Genomic DNA, 18254 nt, shown 5'->3' on the forward strand with positions numbered 1-18254 from the left:
CGGACTTGAGTTCTTCGGGGCGGAAGGCGACCATCGCCTTCCGCCCTTCTCTTATTCAGTACCTTCAAGAGTAACGGAGCAGACCATGAAACAGGCTTCGCGTCGCCAGATCTCCATGCGCGCCATCACGGCCGCCGCTTTCGGCATGGCCGCCCTCGCACTTTCCTCAAACGCTGTCGCCGGACCGCTTAGCGCAGAACACCAGAGCGCCATTGTCTCGACCGTCGAGAACAATCAGGCCGCTCTCGATCATGCTGCGCTGGAACTGTGGAAGTTCGCAGAGCTGGGCTATCAGGAACACCAGAGTTCAGCCCTACTGGCGCAGCAACTGCGTGATGCAGGCTTTAATGTCGAAACCGGTATCGCCAACGAGCCGACCGCGTTTCTGGCCAGCTTTAAAAATGGCGATGGCCCCGTCATCGCAGTTCTGGCCGAGTATGATGCCCTGCCGGGCCTGTCCCAAACCCTGAACCCCGTTCAGGAAAGCGCCGGTGGCCATGCCGGTCACGGTTGCGGTCACAACCTGTTCGGTGCCGCCTCGGTCCATTCGGCCATCGCCGTAAAGGCCTGGATGCAGGCCAACAACATCAAGGGCGAGCTGCGCGTCTATGGCACCCCCGCCGAAGAAGGCGGTTCGGGCAAGGTCTATATGGTCCGTGACGGTCTGTTCGACGATGTCGATGTCAGCCTGCACTGGCACCCCGGCAATGTGAACTCGGCCCGTCAGGGCGACACCATGTCCAACGTCTCGGGCAAGTTCCGCTTCTATGGCACCTCGTCCCACGCCGCTGCCGCACCGGACAAGGGCCGCTCGGCTCTGGACGGCATCGAGGCCATGAACGCCATGGTCAACCTGATGCGCGAACATATCCCAGACCGTACCCGCATCCACTATGCCATCACCGATGGCGGCAAGGCCCCGAACGTGGTTCCGGCCTATGCCGAGGCCTATTACTATGTGCGTCACAACAATCCCGAGATTGTGCGTGATGTTCTGGAACGCGTGAAACTGGCGGCAGACGGCGCGGCGCTGGGCACCGGCACCCGTGTCGAGTTCGAGGCCATTGGCGGTGTCTATTCGATGCTGCCGAACCAAGCCCTGATGAATGTCATGGACCGCAATCTGCGTTCGGTGGGCGGTATCGAGTGGACGCCCGAAGAAATCGCTCTGGCCACCGAAATCCAGAAGACCCTGACCACCAAGCCGGACCTCGCCAGCGTGGGCCAGATCGAAGATGCTGTTATCGGCGGTGATTTTGGCGGCTCGACCGATGTGTCGGACGTATCGTGGGTGACGCCTACGGTGGGCCTGTCCACGGCCACCTTCGTGCCCGGTTCGGCCGGTCACAGCTGGCAGAATGTGGTGGCGGCAGGGTCCACCATCGGCCTGAAGGGTGCCCATCTGGCCGCCAAGACACTGGCCCTGACAACTGCCGAACTGTTCCAGTCGCCGGACGTGATCGCCGAGGCCACCGCCGAGTTCGAACGCCGTCGCGGCCCGAACTTCGAATATCGTGCCTTGCTGGGCGATCGCGCTCCGGCTCTCAACTATCGCGACTGATAGCGGCTCAAGGCAAAAAGAAGGGGCGGTACCGCAAGGTACCGCCCCCTTTCATTTTACCCTAAACCTGTCAGGCCGAGGGCTTGTTCTCTTGCGGCTCCGAGACCGGAACACCCGTGGCTGCCGCGATATCAGCCGCCACCTGTTCTTCCGGCGTCACATCCTTGGAAGGCGTGGCGCTTTCTTCGGGTGTGATTGGCACCGATGAAGACGGACCCGAGATCGGCTCACCCACATCCTCGCGGTTCGGCGGCGTGCCGTCCTTGAGAAGCTGGTTGATCTCTTCGCCCGACAGGGTTTCGTATTCCAGCAGGGCTTGCGACAGAGCTTCGTGGTCCGCAGCCTTCTCGGTCAGGATACGGCGTGCTTCGTCCCAGCCACCGGTGACCAGACGGCGCACTTCGTCGTCGATGATCTGGGCGGTCTTTTCAGAGATGTTCTGTGTGCGCGACACTGAGTGACCGAGGAAGACCTCTTCCTGGTTTTCGCCATAGGCCACGGTGCCCAGAGCATCCGAATAGCCCCAGCGGGTGACCATGGCACGGGCCATCTTGGTCGCCTGTTCGATATCCGACGATGCGCCCGAGGTGATGTTTTCCTTGCCGAAGATCAGCTCTTCGGCCACACGGCCACCGGCCAGAATGGCGATACGATCGACCATCTGCTGATAGCTCATGGAATAGCGGTCGCCTTCCGGCAACTGCATCACCATGCCCAGCGCACGGCCGCGCGGAACGATAGTGGCCTTGTGGACCGGATCGGTCTTCTTGACGTTTAGAGCGACAATGGCGTGACCGGCTTCGTGATAAGCGGTCAGGCGCTTTTCGTCTTCGCTCATGGCCATAGACTTGCGTTCCGAACCCATCAGGACCTTGTCCTTGGCGTCTTCGAAATCGCGTTGGGTGACCATCTTGCGGTCCTTGCGCGCGGCAGTCAGGGCCGCTTCGTTGACAAGGTTGGCAAGGTCGGCACCCGAGAAACCGGGCGTACCGCGGGCAATGGTCTTGACGTTGACGTCAGCCGACAGCGGCACATCCTTCATGTGAACGCGCAGGATGTGTTCGCGGCCCGAAACGTCGGGGTTCGGCACAGTGACCTGACGGTCGAAACGACCGGGGCGCAGCAGAGCCGGGTCCAGTACGTCCGGACGGTTGGTTGCAGCGATCAGGATGATGTTTTCAGACGCCTCAAAGCCGTCCATCTCGACCAGCAGCTGGTTGAGCGTCTGTTCGCGCTCGTCATTGCCGCCGCCAAGGCCCGCACCACGGTGACGGCCCACGGCGTCGATTTCATCGATGAAAATGATGCACGGGGCATTCTTCTTGGCCTGTTCGAACATGTCGCGGACGCGCGAGGCACCCACACCGACGAACATTTCCACAAAGTCCGAACCCGAGATCGAGAAGAAGGGCACGCCCGCCTCACCGGCCACAGCACGGGCCAGCAGGGTCTTACCGGTACCCGGAGGGCCGACCAGCAGCGCACCCTTCGGAATCTTGCCGCCCAGACGCTGGAATTTCGACGGATCCTTCAGGAAGTCCACGACCTCTTGCAGCTCTTCCTTGGCTTCGTCCACGCCGGCGACGTCGGCAAAGGTCTTGCGGCCCTTATGCTCGGTCAACAGCTTGGCCTTGGACTTACCAAAGCCCATTGCGCCCTTGGAGCCACCCTGCATGCGGTTCATTATGAACAGCCAGAAGGCGATGATCAGGACGACCGGCAGCAACAGGCCCAGCACACCAGACCACCACGGGGCCTTGGTGGACTTACCGTCCACAGCAATGCCCGCCGCGTTCATCTTGTCGATCAGCTCGGGGTTGGGGAACGGCAGGACGGTCGTAAACCGGCTGTCATTCTTATAGACACCACTGACGGACTCACCGCGTACAGTGACCTCTTTGATTTCTTGCGCTTCAATAGCGGTAATCAGCTGGGAATAGTTGATCTCCGCCGGACGCCCCGCAGCGCCAGGCGCAACGGCTTTGGAAGCCAAGCCCCCGTTCTGGGTCATGGTTGAGTACACCACGGCCATGATCAACAGGATCCCGGCGCCGATGGCAATATTTCGCAGGTTCATGCGGTCCTCGGTTCCCCGACACAGCCACAGAGCCATGCCGGACACAGTCATTCACTCAGGAAAATAGGGCAGTCGGAACAGTTTCGCCATGCCACAGGTCAAACAGTGCGCTCTCCTGCGGCGTTTCGTCCGCATCGACAAGGCAGTTTGTAAGAAAGCGGGGCGCGACAAGACAGCGGACTTCAGCCATTGACCATGCCGGAACATATTGATCTGTCTTTATATTATGCAGAATTGGCAAACTTGACCTTGCGGCAGGCGACAGGTTTGACAGGTCACGGCGATGTTTTTCAGCCAGACGATTTAATCGTCCTTTGGCGGTCATAATCATCCAGTCCGGCTCGGCTATACGCACCGAAAATCGCCCATCCCAAACCATGGGCCTGTCCATTTGCAAGATTTGCAGCTCCAGCCCCGCGCGCCTCTGTTCTCCAGCCTCGCGCATCAGGGTCAGGTCATCGCCCTGCATCTCGATCCGGGTACCGCTCAGGACCGCCACGCCATCCTCGCCTGCCGCCAACCGCGCTTTCAGTTGCGCCAGCCGTGCGCCTCTTGGCGGCACAGTCCCACCCGAAACACACAGCAGGGCCATCGCCAGTATGCGGTCGGGGGCCTCAAGCATGTCTCGTCGTGAAAACCGCAAGACACCTGCATGGGCCTCGGGCCTGCATCTCGACTTCCACACAAATGGCCTTGAAGCTTCTAACCTTTCAACAGGCAATGCTCCGTTCAAGGCTAGACGTGCCCGCACGCGGCTATAACGCACATCCTGATTGGCCGGATCATCAATCCAAACCAGACCCCGTTCTTGTAGATAATCCCGCAAGGTCTGTCGGCGCTCGGACAAGAGGGGCCGCAGCAGGCTGATGCCGTGTCCCTGCGGCCAAACCGGAGAGGGCGACCAGACCCTCAGGCGGCCAACCGGTGTGCCTTCGGCTCGCATCCAATGATTTTCAGCTGCGTCATCGGCCGTATGGCCCAGAACCAGCATTGTCGCCCCCGCCTCGCGAGCCGCATCCGCCAGCAATCCATGACGGGCCTGACGGGCGCGGGACTGTACCCCTGCGCCTGTTGCGGCATCCATCCAGTGCAGAGCGCACCACTGCGCGCCCAACTGTTTGGCCATGCGCCCCGCCTGGGCTGTCCAGTCTGCACTGGCAGGGTTGAGACGGTGATCCACGGTCAGGGCCAGAACCGAACGATCCGCCCCCTTGGCCCATTCACAGACCAGTGCCAGAAGCGCGAGGCTATCGCCGCCGCCCGACAGGCCAACGGCCACAGGCTCAGGTCTTCCGTGTTCCAGATAGGCTGAAAGGTGGTGGAACACCCGCGCCTTCAGCCCGTCCGTTTCGGATACTGAGATCAGCTGCACTCCGCGCGGGTGCGCATCTGGGTGGCGCGGGTCTTTTGTTGGGCCGTCGCCGTCTCGCCATAGCGGCGGGTGAAGTCGGTCAAGGTGGCACAGGCCTGCGTCTTGCGGTCGGTCACCCGTAGAGCCTCGGCCAGTTTCAGCGTGGTTTCAGCCGCCCAGGGCGTGCGCGGCCAACCATTCAGAGCCTGGGCATAAAAGCTGACGGCAGAGGCGCTATCGCGCGAAGCGACATACATATCACCCAACCGGCTGAAGGCTTCACGCGCCTGCGGCGTATCGGGCCATGTTACCGTCACCGTCTCTAAAGCTCGCATGCCGCGACGGGCATCATCGCTGCTGAGACGCATCGCGGCCTGAAGGTCACCGACCGCATTACCGGTGGGTGAGTTGGCCACCACCGGTGCATTCAACTCGGCCTCTTCTTCCATCGCCTTGAGACGGTTTTCCAAGGTGCCGACACGCGACGACAATTCGCGATTCTTGCGATTGGCCTCGTCCAGATCGAACGTCATGCGCTCGCTTTCGGCGTTCACACGGCGGAAGGTGGCCTCGAGGTCACCCAAACGGCGCTCGAAAATCTCGACCTGACCTTGCAGGGCAACCACTTCGGGATCGGGCTCGACCAGCACGGGTTGTCCTGCGGCATTGCGCTGGGTGAGGGCGCGCTCCAGACGGCGCACATTACGGTCCAACTGGTCCAGACGGCGCTTGTCCCACTGTACCGGTTCCAGCGGCTGTTGCTGGGCCATAGCGAAACCTCCGCCAATCAGGCACAGGCCGACAGCGGTTGCGACCGCAGAGCGTTTGAGGCGAAAAGGCTTGTTGTTCATGTCGTTGTTCGTTCCACCGTTTGCGCGAGCCTGCAAGTCAACCATGAGTGTCTCCACTCTATTAGTGCCCAAGGCCTAGATAGATGATGGCGATGATAAAGAAACTTATCACCATGGTGCAGAACACGCCCAGCACCATGGTTCGCCACAATGCGCCCCAGACACCCAGACTATATGTGCCCTTCAATTGGGCAAAGATATGGACAGGGGCCAGTGCCATGCACAGGCCCGCAACCACGCTGGCTGCGCTTGAAAACACACTGCCCAATATCATACCGACCATCAGCAAAAGGGCCATAAAGGTCAGCGAATAAAGGACAAACACCCCGTGGTCATACAGGGTGAACTGGCGTCGCCACAAAAAGATCAACGCCATGAAGGGAATGGATAGAGGCACCAGCAGGAAAGCAAATTTATAGGTCGTTTGCTGAAGCTTATAGACGGCCAGGTCGGGGTTTTTGAGCTTCTTGGAAACCGTCCCGCTAAGGCTGTGCGGATTGTCGGCATCATCGAACTTCAGGTCCGCCACCTGCGCCTGCCAGCTACCGGGTTTCAGCCCGTCCCTGCGGCCTTCTCGCGCTTCGGTTTCCAGATAGGCCAGACGTTCCTTGCTACGCGTCACACGCTGCTGGGCCGCCGCCATCTGTCCGGCAGCCACACCGGCCTCTGCGCCGTCCGTGGCTGCATCAATCGTAGCTTGCGCCTCGGCGACAGTTTTTTCCGCCTCGACCAGCCTGGCTTTTTCAATAGCGATCTGGTCCGGCAGGTTCACCACCACATTGCTGGGCGGCGGCGCAAAGCTGAGCGCCATGAACATGACGAACAGGGTGCACAGGAACATGGCCAGAGGTGACACATAGCGTGTGCGCTTGCCCGCGATCCATTCGCGCGTCAGCTTTCCGGGATTGGCCACCAAAAGGGGCAAGGTGCGCCAGAAGCGACCGTCAAAATGCATGACCCCGTGCAGAAGCTCATGTCCCAGATGGTACAGGGTGCGATGCACATGGATTTCCTGACCGCAATCCACACAGAACTTGCCACGAGCCGGTGCGCCGCAATCGGGACAGGCACTGTGCGCGTCTGAATGCGAACCGTCTGCCTGTTCTATAGTTGATGCGGCCTTGGCCATCCGATGCTCCCCCGAAAATCCGCCCCTGTTTGTATCAGTCGAACCACGATGAAAAGCCCAAAGAAAAAGGTGCCGCCCGCAAAGGCGACACCCTGTTCTTTTTAGCCGTGGTGACGACCGCTTAGCGCGGGGCACCCGAAGCAATCGCGGTGCGCGCATTACGGTTTTGCGCCCATGCGGCTTCATTCGAACCTTCGGCGATCGGACGTTCCTTGCCAAACGAGATGGTGTCGATGCGGTTGGCCGGAATGCCGCGCGAGATCAGGAAGTTGCGAACCGATTCTGCACGACGTGCGCCCAGAGCCAGATTGTATTCGCTGGTACCGCGTTCGTCGGCATTGCCTTCGATACGGATGTTGACCGACGGATAGCGTTGCAGCCACTGGGCCTGCGCGCCCAGACGCATGCCGGCCTCGGCGTTCACTTCATACGAATCAAGGTCGAAATAGATGCGGTCGCCGACATTGATGACGAAGTCCTGTTCCGAACCGGCCACCGGACCGGTGTTGTTACCATCAACCGGACCGGTCGGGGCCGTCGGATAGCTCGGATTGGTTGCGGTAGGCGGCGGGGTCGGCGTGGCCGTTTCCACCGGCGGCTTAGGCGTACAGGCAGCCATGGCAGCAGCGATTGCGCCGATGGTTGCCACCTTGATGATCGAAACCTTGGTCATGATCGACTCCGAAAGAATGGATCGCCCTGCGCGATCCAAGCTGAGCTTTAAAAAGTGAGATGTAGCTACATCGCCTCACGCCTGCGTACCAGCGATAGACCCTCTGATAACGCAGGAGTGAAGCGGATGATCCCGATCGTTACAAGCTTATGAAGCTGCACACGAATCCGGGCCTTGGTTCACGCCCAGATTGGCCGGAGGCGCATCCAGCAGACCCGACCATGCCGGGCTTGAACCACGTTCGGTATAACCGGCCTGTGCTACTACGCGGCCCGACAGGTCCACCGTCCACAGACGGGTATCACCCCCCGGACTTTGGCGGGCAAACATCACATAGCGACCATTCGGCGCCCATGATGCGCCCTCTTCCAGATAGGAGGACGACAAGATGCGCTCGCCGGTGCCGTCGGTGTTCATCACGCCCGTATGGAAACGGCCACCCGATTGTTTGGTGAAAGCGATCATGTCGCCACGCGGCGACCATGCCGGAGCCGTATAGATGCCGCCGCCACGGCTGATCGGGCGCTGGCCCGAACCGTCAGCGCGCATGGTGTAAAGACGTGCCGAGCCGGAACGGTCGGAAGTAAACACGATCTGCGATCCGTCGGGACTGAAAGACGGCGAGGTATCGATACCGGGATCAGACGTCAGGCGCGAAAGCTGGCGGGTGCGCAGATTGATGACATAGACGTCGGTATTGCCGTGACGGATGATGGAGAAGGCCATCTTGGAACCGTCATGCGAAAAGCGCGGAGCCAGAACCTGACCGTCAAACTCGCCCAGACTCTCGCGGCGACCGGTCGCCAGATTATAGAGGTAGATACGGCTGTAATCCTTGCCGAGCGCCACATAGGTAACCTCGTCCGGATTATGGGTCGAGAAGCGCGGCGACATAATCACCTCGTCGCCCTGGGTCAGGAAGACGGGGTTATAACCATCCTGATCCACAATGGTCAGACGGCTGCGGCGGTTGGTTTGGCTGCCGCTTTCGGCCACGAACAGCACGCGGCTGTCAAAATAGCCCTGCTCGCCGGTCAGACGCTGATAGACCACGTCCGAAATCTTGTGGGCCATACGGCGCCATTGTTCGGCGGTTGCCGTGAACTGATAGCTGACCAGCTGGCACTGACGGTACGGATCATAAAGGCGGAAGCCCACATCCACACGGCCATCGGCACGCTGGGTTACACCGCCATAAAGCACGGCCTGTGCGCCGATCGAGGTCCATTGCGGATAGTTGGGCGAGTTGGCCAGGGTCAGGCCGGTTTCAACAAAACTGGCCGGATTGAGCGGCGAAAAGAAGCCCGAACGCTTCAGGTTGCCGCTGATGACATCGGAAATCTGCGGCCCGTTCATACCGGTAAAGGGCACAACGGCGATCTGCAGAGGCGTCAGGTCCGCCTGACTGATGATGATGTCTTCGGTCTGGCCACGATTGGAAACCTGCGCTGTCGCCACCGCCGGTGCCATTGCCGCAAGAACCGCCAAGCCTAGCCAAGTTTTGTTGCGCACCTTTGATCTCCAAGTCTGTCGGGAACGGTAGGCCGCCCCCTGTTTATCCGTATTTTGAAACCCGTTTATGAACGGATGTCCCTAGCAGAAGTCTGCTGTATTAAACGCGAACGGCAGATCCTGTTCCTCGTAACCTGAAGGCATGGTGAACGGCACAGCTGCGTTGATAGCGCTGACCACCCGCGCGGAAGCTGGTGTGCCGCGACCTTGCACCTGTGGCGCACGCACCAGACGGCCACGCTCGTCCAGACGCACAATCACCCGCACCACTTCGCCCGCATCGACCAGATCACAGTTCAGCTGTGGACGCACCTGCGCCCCCAGTGCCTGAAGCGCCGGACGGCCTACAGCCTGTGGTGCAGTGCCGCGGCCCTGCTGGCCCGCAGCAGGACGCCCCGTATTGCCGGTCACGCGGCGTGGGCCATTGACCAGATCGGCCAGATTGACGCCTTCCTCGCGCGGCGGCTGGCGGCTGGGGGTCGCCGGTGTCGGATTGGTGCGCGGCGGCGTCGGGTTAGGGCGTGCAGGGGCCGGATTGGTACGCGGCGGCGTCGGTTCTGCCTTCTTGGGCGGTGTCGGCGCAGGCGTCGGACGTGGAGTCGGCGTAGGTGCTGGCGTTGGCCTCGGAGCCGGTGTCGGTCGCGGGGTCGGTGCTGGCGGGGTCGGACGCGGAGTCGGCGGCTTGGGCGCTGGCGGCGTCGGTGTCGGCGGAGCCGGGGTTGGATCCGGTTCTGGCGGCGAGATCAACGGCGCGGACGATCCGTCTTCGGGGCTATCTTCCGGCTGCGGATTATCGGCCGGACCGGCCTCGATCACCATGTCCGAAACAATGCTGACCGGTACCGAATTGACCATCGGCACAGGTTCGATCTTACGGCCCGTCAAGGTGAGAAGCGCAAGCGCCGCCACACCGACATGCAGTGCAACCGAACCAACCAGTGCGGGGGATGGCTTACGCATCCGGTCTTAGGCTCCTGCCGCCTCGGCGGTGTCGGTAATCAGGTTCAGCTTGGTGAAACCCGACGACGACAGACGCGCCATTACGCGTGCCACAGCCTGATAGGGGGCGCGGCCATCGGCACGGATGAAGACAGACTTTTCTGTCGCGTTTTCACCGCCCTCTTCCGCGACGCGCAGCGGCAACTGTTCCCAGCTGACCTCGGCCTCGCCCACATAGATGCTGCCGTCTTCCTTGATGGAAACAGCCACCGGCTTTTCCTTGACCTCGACGGCGCTGGCCTCGGTCTTGGGCAGTTCCACCGGAACGCCGACTGTAATCAGCGGAGCCGAAACCATGAAGATAATCAGCAACACAAGCATCACATCGACCAGCGGCGTGACGTTGATCTCGCTGAGGGGACGTTTGCGCGCACGGCGACGGCCACGTCCGCCCCCCGATGCGCCACCTGCACCCATGCCCATGCTTAAGAACCCCGACGCAGGTTCAGATTGTCCGAAGGCGGCGGAGGCGGCGGCGGTGCCGAAGGGCCAGCCAGACGGCGCGCCAGAGCGGCCTGAAGATCATCGGCAAAGGCTTCCAATCGACCGGTGAACTTGCCTGCCGTTACCGAGAAAGCGTTAAACGCCATATAGGCCGGAATGGCCGCTGCCAGACCAATCGCCGTGGCAAACAGGGCCTCGGCAATCGCCGGAGCCACCGTGGTCAGGTTGGTGTTACCCGCAGCTGCAATACGGTCAAAGGCATTCATGATGCCCCACACCGTGCCGAACAGGCCGATGAACGGCGAAGCGGTCGCCACCACAGACAGTACGCCCAGACCGTTTTCGATCTTCTGGCTCTCGCGCGAGATCACCGAATCCATCGCACGGTCCACGCGGTTGAGCAGGGCCTGACCTTGGGCATCGGTCATCTGTCCGCGCTGGCGGGCTTCTTTCCAGTCATGCAGGGTCAGTTGCAACATGCGCGGAAGGGGCTCGACCGGATTGGGGCCCGCAGCAGCCGCAGCCTCTTCCAGCGAGCGACCGCTTTCCAGCAACTGCTCGAATTCATTGGCGCGGCGGAACATGCGGCTGAAACGCACGGCCTTGTCGATAATGACCGTCCAAGACCAGATCGACGCCACAGCCAGGCCGATCATCACAGCCTTCACCACCCAGTCGGCAGCGAGGAACAGCTCGATAGGGTTCAACAACGAGGCGTCGACAGGGGCAGCCATTCAATGATCCTTGATCGCTTTGAACATTCACGTCCTTGAGAGCGCCATCCGATGGCGAATTCAAGGCAAGAACCGGCGTCTAGCGATCCTGATTGCCGCCGTCACCCCGTCTTTGGCTGACATAAGCGTTACCGGATCGCTTTTCGGCGTATTTTAGTTTTCAGACGGTCCCGACAGCCACGGCTCGACCTTTTGCATCAACAGTTTGGAGGGCCTGCGCGGGCGACCATCCATATGGATACAGGCCGCAACAACATCGGCCTTTGCCAGCACCTCGCCTTCGCGCTCGATGGTCTGTTTGATGATCATCCGCACGCCTTTCACCACCTCGTAACGGGTGCGAACAATCAGGGCGTCGTCGATTTTGGCGGGGCGCACATATTTGATGTTCAGTTCACTGACGACAAAGGCCAGCGGGTCTTCGCTTTCCAGCAGATCGCTATGGCCGATCCCCGCCGCCCGCAGGAAGTCTGAACGCCCCCGCTCGAAATAGCGCACATAGTTGGCATGATAGACCACACCGGTAAAATCCGTGTCCTCATAATAGACGCGGATCGGCAGCAGGTGGTCTTTGTCGTCAAAACGGCCCGCTGTGGGTGTATCGGCCATGTCATCGCCTCGGCTTGGGGAGAAAGCCCGACAAGGCTAGTCTGGTTGAGCGCAGGTTTGAACCCTCCCCCGCCTCGCAGGGAAGAAGAAGTTATTTGCCGAACAGGTCCGGTGCAGATGTCGGCACAGGCGGCGGGGCGGACAGGCCCAGATGCTCATAGGCCCGCGCGCAGGCCATGCGGCCACGCGGGGTGCGCTGGATGAAACCCTGTTGCAGCAGATAGGGCTCGATCACATCCTCGACGGCATCGCGGGCCTCGGCAATGGCGGCGGCAAGCGTGTCCATGCCAACGGGACCACCGCCATAGTTTTCGATCAGAGCCTTCAGGAAACGACGGTCATTGCTGTCCAGCCCGGCTTCATCGACTTCCAGACGGGCCAGAGATTGTGACGCGACCAGACGGTTGATGAGCGGTTCGCCCAGTGCATCGGCAAAGTCGCGCACACGACGCAGCAGACGCCCTGCAATACGCGGTGTGCCACGCGAACGGGCGGCGATTTCATAAGCCCCCTCGGCATCGATGTTCGCGCCCATTTTGCGCGCCGTGCCGCGCACCACCATGGTCAGTTCTTCGGGCGAATAGAATTCCAGCCGCAAAGGAATCCCGAAACGGTCGCGCAGTGGCGTGGCCAGAAGCCCCGCCCGCGTCGTCGCCCCCACCAGCGTAAACGGGGCCAGATCGATCCGCACCGAACGGGCCGACGGGCCTTCACCGATAATCAGGTCCAGCACATGGTCTTCCATGGCGGGATACAGCACCTCTTCGACCTGAGGCGACATGCGGTGGATTTCGTCGATGAACAGCACATCTCGCGGTTCAAGATTAGTCAGGATGGCCGCCAGATCACCGGCCTTGGCCAAAATAGGACCGGATGTGGCGCGAAACCCTACACCCAGTTCGCGGGCGACAATTTGGGCCAGCGTCGTCTTGCCCAGTCCCGGAGGGCCGAACAGCAGGACGTGGTCCATCGCTTCCTGACGCTTCTTGGCCGCCTCGATAAAGATCGACAGATTGTCCTTGGCCTTGGGCTGGCCGACAAACTCGGACAGGGTTTGCGGGCGCAAGGCGCGATCAAACGCCTCGCCCGCCATGGCCTCTCCGGTGACGATCCGGTCGCTCATTTACCCAGTTCCTGAAGCGCGGCACGGATAATGGCCGACAGACCGGCCTCTTCACCCTTTTCCCCCAACGCCTGCTCGACGGCACGGCGGGCATTCATCTCGGCAATGCCTAGCCCCAGAAGGGCCGCCACGGCCTCACCCGCGATAGATGGCACAGGCGTAGTCGCCACCGACTCGGAATGCACACCTGCCGCCGTGGGGCTAAAGCTACCCTCGGTCAGGGGCTTGCCCTTCAGTTCGGTCACGATCCGCAGAGCCAGTTTCGGTCCCACACCATTGGCGCGGGCCACGGCGGCCTTGTCCTCGCGGGCCACCGCTGCGGCCAGCTCGGCGGGCGGCAGGACATCCAGCACCGACAGCGCCGCCTTTGGCCCCACGCCCTGAATGGTCACCAGCACATTGAACGCCTTGCGCTCGTCGCGGTCGAGGAAACCGTAAAGACGCGGCCCCTGCTCAGCTGACCACTGCGAGTGGGTATAGAGTATGGCCTCGCTGCCCAAAGCCCCCAGACGCGACAGGGTGCGCGAACCGCAGGTGGCCATATAGCCCACACCGGCACAGTCGATGACACAGTGGTCCAGTTCGACCTCGGCCAACACACCTCTAAGACGACCGATCACGCAGCACCTTTGTTCAATGTTTCCAGCAAGGCCCGTTTGCGAAGCTGGGCATGGGTAATGGCCACGGCCAGAGCATCGGCAGCATCGGCCTTGGCCCCGTTCGATTGTGGTAACAGACGCGCCACCATAAAGGCGATCTGGGACTTGTCGGCGTGACCGGCCCCCACCACCGCTTTTTTGATTAGGTTGGCCGAATATTCGCCGACACTGAGGCCCGACGTCGCCGCCCCCAGAATAACGGCACCGCGCGCCTGTCCCAGTTTCAGGGTCGAGGCCGGATTGACGTTGACGAACACTTCTTCGACCGCCGCCTCATCGACGCTGTAGTCATGGCACACGGCCTGAATGCCCTGCATCAGCGCCAGCAGGCGACCGGAAAACGGTAGCGTGTCTGACGGCGCGATCACTCCGTGCGCGATCCAGCGCAAACGCGAGCCTTCTGCGGCAATCACCCCCCAACCTGTTTTTCGAAGGCCAGGGTCGATTCCGACGATTCTGATCATTTCGTTCGCCATCCGTTCACGTCATGCCCCAAAGAAGGTTAGCAGACAATGACCGGGGCCGCCTTTTCCCTGTCCCTTCATACGAATGGACTTCGACGCCCCGATTGCAGCGCAGCGCAGTCTGTGTTTTGACAGGAACAGTTCCCGTTGCGGTATAGCCGCAGAAAGCCAGTGCATGTCCGCGTCTCCCCCCGTCCACCTGTCCCGCAGAGTCTGGATAATGATCGCGGCCAGCGCCGCCATCGTGACTTTGGCTATGGGGGTGCGACAGTCATTCGGCCTTTATCTGACGCCCATGACTGTGGATCTGGACATCAACCGTCAGACCTTTGGTCTGGTTCTGGCCTTGCAGAACCTTCTATTCGGTGCGGTCCAACCCTTTGTGGGTGCCTATGCCGACAAGCATGGTCCGGTGCGCGTGCTGATGATCGGGGCGCTGGTTTATGTCGCGGGTATGGCCCTGACGGCGACAGCCTCGGGCGCGTGGGGTCTGGGCATCGGATTTGGCGCGCTGGTCGGCATGGCCATGTCCGGCGTTACCTTTGTGGTCACCATGGGGGCGGTCGGTAAAATCGTCGCGCCCGAAAAACGCACACTGGCTTTCGGCATCATCACGGCGGGCGGGTCTCTGGGCCAGTTCTTTGTCGTGCCGATGGCGCAGGCCCTGATCGATGCCGCAGGATGGCGCAACAGCCTGTATATGCTCGCCGTCATGCTGGTCCTGATCGCACCTCTGGCCTTTGGTCTGATGAGCAAGCGCGGTGCCACCACTACGGCTCGTCCTGAAGGTTTGCCGCTCAATCTGGCTTTGAAACAGGCCTTTGCGGACAGGAGTTGGTGGTTGCTGTGCAGCGGCTATTTCGTCTGCGGTTTCCACGTCACGTTCGTCGGTATCCACTTCCCGACCTATATCACCGATCAGGGACTGCCCAGCTCGACCGGCGCAACAGGTCTGGCCCTGATCGGCCTGTTCAATATTCTCGGATCATGGCTGTGGGGTGCATGGGGTGGCAAACATTCCAAAAAGCACCTGCTGGCCACGCTTTATACCCTGCGCGGTGTGGCGATTATCGTGTTTCTGCTGGTCCCGCTTTCCAGCGCCAGTGCACTCATGTTTGCGGCCAGTTTCGGTTTCCTGTGGTTGGGAACTGTACCCTTGACCAATGGTCTGGTGGCCCAGATGTATGGTCTTAGAAACCTGACCGCCCTGACAGGGATCGTCTTCTTTGGCCACCAGATCGGGGCCTTCCTGGGGGCATGGCTGGGCGGGCTCGTTTTTGATGCCACCGGATCCTATAATCTGGTCTGGTATATCAGTATCGGATTGGCCTTTATCGCCGCCATGGCAAATCTGCCTATCCGCCAAACCCCGCCCCAAGCTGTCCCGCAAGCCCTATGAGCGAACAACCGCAAAAGCCCCGCCAAAAACCAGAACGTCTGGTCCCTGCCCTGCTTCTGGGCGGCGCTATTATTCTGTCACTGGCCGGTCTTGCCTTGTGGCAGCGTCAGGGCCTCGCCATCTGGCTGGAACAGGCCATCGCTTTTTGCACCTGAGTTTATTCATTTTTTGAAGCGATAATCTCTCGCATCATTCCCCCAACTATCACGGAGAAGCCCATGCCATCCCGCCATCCCGCAACACGTCTGGTTTTAGCAACGGTTGCCACAATGGTGCTGGCGGCATGTTCTCCTGCTCCACAACCCTCCTCCTCTGAAGACTCGACCGCCACGGCACCGGACGCCGGTGCCGCGCGGGAACTGACCCGCATGAATGACCAGCGTGACGCCTTCATTGCCCGCTGTCTGAAAAACGTCATCCCTACCGAAAATGGCGAACCCGCTACCTCGGACAGTTGCAACACTGCCTTTCAAAAGGCCCGGCAAGCTCAGGATGCCGCCCGCATCCTGATTCAGGCCCATAAGACCGGGGGTGCCGCCTCGGCCACGTCACTGGAACAGTTGAAAACCAGCCTGTCGCAGATCAACTGGACCGATGAACAGGTGGGCGGCTCGACATTGGCCAGTGGTCGGGTGGCTCCATTCGATGCTGTTATTACCCAACGCAATAACCGCCAGTATCTGGCCTTTAACTGGTCCGGTCCGGCGGGCGAGGTTCCGGTCAATATCGCCTACGCCCTTTTGCTTGAGGGCGCACAGCTTGAACTTGTGGCTTGCAATACAGCCTTAACTGACGAGGCAGGTTTGGCCTGGCATGTCACCGGCACTGACAGCGATCCCTTCAATCTTGTGACCTATAGCCGTGTCGGCCCTTCGGGCACCGCCCTGTCATCCTATTCGGCCAGCACGCCGCTGGATAAAAATGCCATGACACTGGAAAGCCTTCAGGCCACCGACAGCGACTGGGTCGCGTGTAACTAGGCGTCAGGCATAGAAAAAGGGCGTCGCCACAACAGCGCCGCCCTTTTCCAGCCCCAGCTCGGACTTAGCCCGCGTATTTAGCCGCGTCTTCGTCCGAGATGTCTTCGTTTGAATACACTTGCTGGACATCGTCCTCGGCGTCCAGTGCATCCAGCAGCTTAAACAGCGTTCCGACGCTTTCACCGGTCAGTTCGATCTCTGACTGTGGCTTCCAGACAATAGCCGTCGACTTCGGATCGCCCAGAACCTTGGACATGGCCTCGGCCACCTCGTTCAGATCCTCAAAGGCGGTCCAGATGGTGTGGCCCGGTGCATCCTCATAGATATCCGGCTTGACCAGATCGCTTTCGACATCGGTTGCACCCGCTTCGATCGCCGCTTCCATCACCGCATCTTCGCTGCCGGCTTCGGCGGGATAGGTGATCTTGCCCACGCGATCCCACATAAAGGTAACCGAACCGGCCTCGCCCAGCGCGCCACCATTCTTGGAGAAGGCCGTACGGATATTCGATGCTGCGCGGTTGCGGTTGTCGGTCAGGACATCGACAACGATCTGTACACCGCCGGGGCCGCGGCCCTCGTAGCGGATTTCTTCCATCGCATCGACTTCGCCACCCGAGGCCTTTTTAATGGCGCGCTCGATGTTCTCTTTCGGCATCGACTCGGCCTTGGCGTTGTTCACAGCCAGACGTAGACGCGGGTTCATCGATGGATCGGGCATACCCGACTTGGCCGCAACCGTGATTTCGCGCGACAGACGCGAGAACAGCTTGGCGCGCAGCTTATCCGCGCGACCCTTGCGGTGCATGATATTTTTGAATTTTGAGTGGCCGGCCATGGTGTCGCTCCCCAAATGTTGAGTATGCTAAGGCGCGCCCTTTACCGGATGCAGCAATCCCTGTCACCTTGGGGAACTGCCCAATACGGTACGGATTGTGCATAAGAGAGTTTGGAGGACAATCATGGTCGCTGTTGACGACACCTATCTGGACGACGCCTACGACGAAGGCCTGCGCGATCCGAATGCCACCGAGATCGTCGAGCGTTATGCCCGCCGCCCGGTGACCGTTTCGACCGCCACCGCCACTGGCTCGGTCATCGGTGCCTTTGCGCTCGGGGTTCTGACCACTGTCGGCGTCATGGCTCTGCTGCGTCCGCGCCGCGACTACTAGGGTCCGCGCCCGATATTTGCGAAACCTGATCCGGCCGGATTTACCGGATCAGGCTTTCTAGAAAGACCCGCAAATCGGGTCTGAACGGTTGGGGTCTGCGATCCTTGCACCCGACCATGACATGCACAAAAAATCCTTCGGCCACGGCTTCGGTTTCCGTATTCCGGAACAGGCCGACCTCATAGCGCACACTGCTGTTTCCCAGCTTGCCGACCCGCACGCCCGCATGGATCACATCTGGATAATGGGCAGGCGCATGATAGCGACAGCCTGATTCGGCCACGATCCCGATCTGGTCCGACGCTCCGATATTCAACAGTCCCGCCTCGATCAGAAGCTGGTTCACCGCTGTATCGATAAAGCCGTAATAGGCGACATTGTTGATGTGGCCATAAACGTCATTATCGGCCCAGCGCGTCGTCAGGGTGACAAAGCGGCTGTAATCCGCGCGTGTGGCACGTTGATGTGATGGCATCGGCCTGATTTCGCTCTTGGTTGACATTGGGTCTTCGCTTCA

The 18254-nt window shown here is 60.6% G+C and carries 20 protein-coding genes; 5 read left to right on the plus strand and 15 right to left on the minus strand.

Translation table 11 applies throughout. The annotated features are described in order from the left end of the window. Nucleotides 1-85: 85 nt before the first annotated feature. Nucleotides 86-1561 carry an amidohydrolase gene (locus tag WEU32_RS13080; RefSeq protein ID WP_406852201.1) on the plus strand — a complete coding sequence of 492 codons (1476 nt, stop codon included), beginning with the start codon at nt 86-88 and terminating at the stop codon, nt 1559-1561. Nucleotides 1562-1631: 70 nt separating this feature from the next. On the opposite strand, the gene ftsH is transcribed toward WEU32_RS13080, so the two are convergent. The 13 genes from ftsH to ruvC all read right to left on the minus strand — a co-directional run bounded on the left by ftsH (nt 1632) and on the right by ruvC (nt 14198). Further along, a complete protein-coding gene (ftsH, locus tag WEU32_RS13085) occupies nt 1632-3638 on the minus strand; it encodes an ATP-dependent zinc metalloprotease FtsH (protein WP_406853454.1) in 2007 nt (668 codons plus the stop codon). A gap of 55 nt (nt 3639-3693) precedes the next feature. Continuing rightward, nucleotides 3694-5010: a tRNA lysidine(34) synthetase TilS gene (gene tilS / locus WEU32_RS13090; RefSeq protein WP_406852202.1), complete on the minus strand. Its 1317-nt coding sequence runs from the start codon at nt 5008-5010 to the stop codon at nt 3694-3696. Beyond that, complete coding sequence (locus WEU32_RS13095) at nt 5001-5840, minus strand: tol-pal system protein (RefSeq protein WP_406852203.1); 840 nt, start codon at nt 5838-5840, stop codon at nt 5001-5003. Before WEU32_RS13095 ends, tilS begins: the two co-directional genes overlap by 10 nt. A gap of 61 nt (nt 5841-5901) precedes the next feature. Then, entirely contained in the window at nt 5902-6969 is a 1068-nt protein-coding gene (locus tag WEU32_RS13100; protein WP_406852204.1) for a DUF3667 domain-containing protein, read from the minus strand. Nucleotides 6970-7090: 121 nt separating this feature from the next. Next, nucleotides 7091-7642, minus strand: a complete 552-nt coding sequence (gene pal / locus WEU32_RS13105; RefSeq protein ID WP_312138984.1) for a peptidoglycan-associated lipoprotein Pal — start codon at nt 7640-7642, stop codon at nt 7091-7093. Nucleotides 7643-7789: 147 nt separating this feature from the next. After that, nucleotides 7790-9112: a Tol-Pal system beta propeller repeat protein TolB gene (tolB, locus tag WEU32_RS13110; protein ID WP_406853455.1), complete on the minus strand. Its 1323-nt coding sequence runs from the start codon at nt 9110-9112 to the stop codon at nt 7790-7792. 123 nt (nt 9113-9235) lie between these two features. Beyond that, nucleotides 9236-10114, minus strand: coding sequence for a hypothetical protein (locus WEU32_RS13115; protein ID WP_406852205.1), 879 nt, complete (start codon nt 10112-10114; stop codon nt 9236-9238). A 6-nt stretch (nt 10115-10120) separates the two neighbouring features. Beyond that, complete coding sequence (locus tag WEU32_RS13120) at nt 10121-10576, minus strand: ExbD/TolR family protein (RefSeq protein ID WP_406852206.1); 456 nt, start codon at nt 10574-10576, stop codon at nt 10121-10123. 2 nt (nt 10577-10578) lie between these two features. Beyond that, on the minus strand, nt 10579-11331 hold the full coding sequence (gene tolQ / locus WEU32_RS13125) for a protein TolQ (RefSeq protein WP_406852207.1): 753 nt from the start codon (nt 11329-11331) through the stop codon (nt 10579-10581). A gap of 153 nt (nt 11332-11484) precedes the next feature. After that, nucleotides 11485-11940, minus strand: coding sequence for a tol-pal system-associated acyl-CoA thioesterase (ybgC, locus tag WEU32_RS13130; RefSeq protein WP_406852208.1), 456 nt, complete (start codon nt 11938-11940; stop codon nt 11485-11487). Nucleotides 11941-12031: 91 nt separating this feature from the next. Beyond that, nucleotides 12032-13063 carry a Holliday junction branch migration DNA helicase RuvB gene (gene ruvB / locus WEU32_RS13135; RefSeq protein ID WP_312815841.1) on the minus strand — a complete coding sequence of 344 codons (1032 nt, stop codon included), beginning with the start codon at nt 13061-13063 and terminating at the stop codon, nt 12032-12034. Continuing rightward, nucleotides 13060-13683 carry a Holliday junction branch migration protein RuvA gene (ruvA, locus tag WEU32_RS13140; protein ID WP_312138971.1) on the minus strand — a complete coding sequence of 208 codons (624 nt, stop codon included), beginning with the start codon at nt 13681-13683 and terminating at the stop codon, nt 13060-13062. Before ruvA ends, ruvB begins: the two co-directional genes overlap by 4 nt. Continuing rightward, on the minus strand, nt 13680-14198 hold the full coding sequence (ruvC, locus tag WEU32_RS13145; RefSeq protein ID WP_312138969.1) for a crossover junction endodeoxyribonuclease RuvC: 519 nt from the start codon (nt 14196-14198) through the stop codon (nt 13680-13682). Before ruvC ends, ruvA begins: the two co-directional genes overlap by 4 nt. A 163-nt stretch (nt 14199-14361) precedes the next feature. Here ruvC and WEU32_RS13150 point away from each other — a divergent pair, with 163 nt between their 5' ends. The 3 genes from WEU32_RS13150 (at nt 14362) to WEU32_RS13160 (ending at nt 16565) form a co-directional block, all read left to right on the plus strand. Next, nucleotides 14362-15585 carry an MFS transporter gene (locus WEU32_RS13150; RefSeq protein WP_406852209.1) on the plus strand — a complete coding sequence of 408 codons (1224 nt, stop codon included), beginning with the start codon at nt 14362-14364 and terminating at the stop codon, nt 15583-15585. Beyond that, nucleotides 15582-15740 (plus strand): hypothetical protein, encoded by a 159-nt coding sequence (locus tag WEU32_RS13155; protein ID WP_406852210.1) that lies wholly within the window; start codon nt 15582-15584, stop codon nt 15738-15740. The genes WEU32_RS13150 and WEU32_RS13155 overlap by 4 nt, the downstream gene beginning before the upstream one ends. A gap of 63 nt (nt 15741-15803) precedes the next feature. After that, entirely contained in the window at nt 15804-16565 is a 762-nt protein-coding gene (locus tag WEU32_RS13160; RefSeq protein WP_406852211.1) for a hypothetical protein, read from the plus strand. Nucleotides 16566-16629: 64 nt separating this feature from the next. Here WEU32_RS13160 and WEU32_RS13165 read toward each other — a convergent pair whose 3' ends face one another. After that, on the minus strand, nt 16630-17403 hold the full coding sequence (locus tag WEU32_RS13165) for a YebC/PmpR family DNA-binding transcriptional regulator (RefSeq protein ID WP_312138962.1): 774 nt from the start codon (nt 17401-17403) through the stop codon (nt 16630-16632). Between the two features lie 124 nt (nt 17404-17527). Here WEU32_RS13165 and WEU32_RS13170 point away from each other — a divergent pair, with 124 nt between their 5' ends. Next, nucleotides 17528-17737, plus strand: a complete 210-nt coding sequence (locus WEU32_RS13170; protein WP_167178755.1) for a hypothetical protein — start codon at nt 17528-17530, stop codon at nt 17735-17737. Nucleotides 17738-17777: 40 nt separating this feature from the next. On the opposite strand, the gene WEU32_RS13175 is transcribed toward WEU32_RS13170, so the two are convergent. Beyond that, nucleotides 17778-18212: an acyl-CoA thioesterase gene (locus WEU32_RS13175; protein WP_406852212.1), complete on the minus strand. Its 435-nt coding sequence runs from the start codon at nt 18210-18212 to the stop codon at nt 17778-17780. Nucleotides 18213-18254 lie beyond the last annotated feature (42 nt).

The sequence above is a fragment of the Brevundimonas sp. BH3 genome, assembly GCF_045345115.1.
In the GTDB taxonomy this organism is placed as follows: Bacteria; Pseudomonadota; Alphaproteobacteria; order Caulobacterales; family Caulobacteraceae; genus Brevundimonas.

Coding starts and splice junctions, on each gene's coding strand:
- ruvB (WP_312815841.1), bottom strand. CDS start 13,063: ATGAGCGACCGGATCGTCACCGGAGAGGCCATGGCGGGCGAGGCGTTT.
- WEU32_RS13160 (WP_406852211.1), top strand. CDS start 15,804: ATGCCATCCCGCCATCCCGCAACACGTCTGGTTTTAGCAACGGTTGCC.
- WEU32_RS13100 (WP_406852204.1), bottom strand. CDS start 6,969: ATGGCCAAGGCCGCATCAACTATAGAACAGGCAGACGGTTCGCATTCA.
- ybgC (WP_406852208.1), bottom strand. CDS start 11,940: ATGGCCGATACACCCACAGCGGGCCGTTTTGACGACAAAGACCACCTG.
- tolQ (WP_406852207.1), bottom strand. CDS start 11,331: ATGGCTGCCCCTGTCGACGCCTCGTTGTTGAACCCTATCGAGCTGTTC.
- WEU32_RS13080 (WP_406852201.1), top strand. CDS start 86: ATGAAACAGGCTTCGCGTCGCCAGATCTCCATGCGCGCCATCACGGCC.
- WEU32_RS13165 (WP_312138962.1), bottom strand. CDS start 17,403: ATGGCCGGCCACTCAAAATTCAAAAATATCATGCACCGCAAGGGTCGC.
- WEU32_RS13175 (WP_406852212.1), bottom strand. CDS start 18,212: ATGCCATCACATCAACGTGCCACACGCGCGGATTACAGCCGCTTTGTC.
- WEU32_RS13120 (WP_406852206.1), bottom strand. CDS start 10,576: ATGGGCATGGGTGCAGGTGGCGCATCGGGGGGCGGACGTGGCCGTCGC.
- WEU32_RS13150 (WP_406852209.1), top strand. CDS start 14,362: ATGTCCGCGTCTCCCCCCGTCCACCTGTCCCGCAGAGTCTGGATAATG.
- ruvC (WP_312138969.1), bottom strand. CDS start 14,198: ATGGCGAACGAAATGATCAGAATCGTCGGAATCGACCCTGGCCTTCGA.
- tolB (WP_406853455.1), bottom strand. CDS start 9,112: ATGGCACCGGCGGTGGCGACAGCGCAGGTTTCCAATCGTGGCCAGACC.
- WEU32_RS13170 (WP_167178755.1), top strand. CDS start 17,528: ATGGTCGCTGTTGACGACACCTATCTGGACGACGCCTACGACGAAGGC.
- ftsH (WP_406853454.1), bottom strand. CDS start 3,638: ATGAACCTGCGAAATATTGCCATCGGCGCCGGGATCCTGTTGATCATG.
- WEU32_RS13115 (WP_406852205.1), bottom strand. CDS start 10,114: ATGCGTAAGCCATCCCCCGCACTGGTTGGTTCGGTTGCACTGCATGTC.
- WEU32_RS13095 (WP_406852203.1), bottom strand. CDS start 5,840: ATGAACAACAAGCCTTTTCGCCTCAAACGCTCTGCGGTCGCAACCGCT.
- WEU32_RS13155 (WP_406852210.1), top strand. CDS start 15,582: ATGAGCGAACAACCGCAAAAGCCCCGCCAAAAACCAGAACGTCTGGTC.
- pal (WP_312138984.1), bottom strand. CDS start 7,642: ATGACCAAGGTTTCGATCATCAAGGTGGCAACCATCGGCGCAATCGCT.